Source organism: Paenibacillus sp. P4_A7, from assembly GCF_056402455.1.
In genome coordinates this window covers 1-609 of sequence record NZ_JBFUHJ010000918.1, presented here as the reverse complement: position 1 = coordinate 609, position 609 = coordinate 1, and the positions used below count along the sequence as shown (strand labels likewise).

Annotated in this window: 1 protein-coding gene and 2 tRNA genes; 1 reads left to right on the top strand and 2 read right to left on the bottom strand. The window is 41.2% G+C overall.

Going from position 1 to position 609, the window contains the following annotated elements; translation table 11 throughout:
• A partial coding sequence (locus AC1DWN_RS34940; RefSeq protein ID WP_477563374.1) for an ankyrin repeat domain-containing protein occupies nt 1–190 on the top strand: 190 nt, incomplete at its 5' end.
• A 55-nt stretch (nt 191–245) separates the two neighbouring features.
• Here the strand turns inward: AC1DWN_RS34940 and AC1DWN_RS34935 are convergent.
• Nucleotides 246–322, bottom strand: a tRNA-Pro gene (locus AC1DWN_RS34935).
• A gap of 9 nt (nt 323–331) precedes the next feature.
• Nucleotides 332–407, bottom strand: a tRNA-Thr gene (locus AC1DWN_RS34930).
• Between the last annotated feature and the right edge of the window lie 202 nt (nt 408–609).

Here is a 609-nt window from a genome sequence, read left to right as displayed (position 1 = left end):
GTTGATGACTGCAGCGTCGAATGGGTATATCGAGGTCACTCAGTTGTTATTAAATGCAGGAGCAAATTCTACTTTAACGGATGACAGCGAGAGAACAGCAGCCGATTACGCGATTGAAAATGGATTTGATGATCTAGCGGAGCTGCTGCTAGCGGCAGCTGAACAAATAAAAACAAAGAAAGAAGCTTGAGCAATCAAGCTTCTTTCTTTGTTTTATGTATGTATTTCGTTTGTTGTGTTCACTATGGTCGGGACGACACGATTTGAACATGCGACCCCCTGGTCCCAAACCAGGTGCTCTACCAAGCTGAGCTACGTCCCGAGAAAGAAGTGGTGCCGTCGAGAGGACTTGAACCCCCAACCTACTGATTACAAGTCAGTTGCTCTACCAGTTGAGCTACAACGGCGCGTGTTATGTGTGAGACACAAGATGTATTATTACACAGAATCTATTAGAATTGCAATAGTTTTTTTGAAAAAAATTTTGATATTATAGTTTGCAATAAGCGTAAACGGCTGTCGCCGTCCTCTTCGGCAAAAGCATTCGTTTCGCGGAGATATATAAGCACATTTATAAGTGAAAACTTATAAATTCTTATATATTAAAAA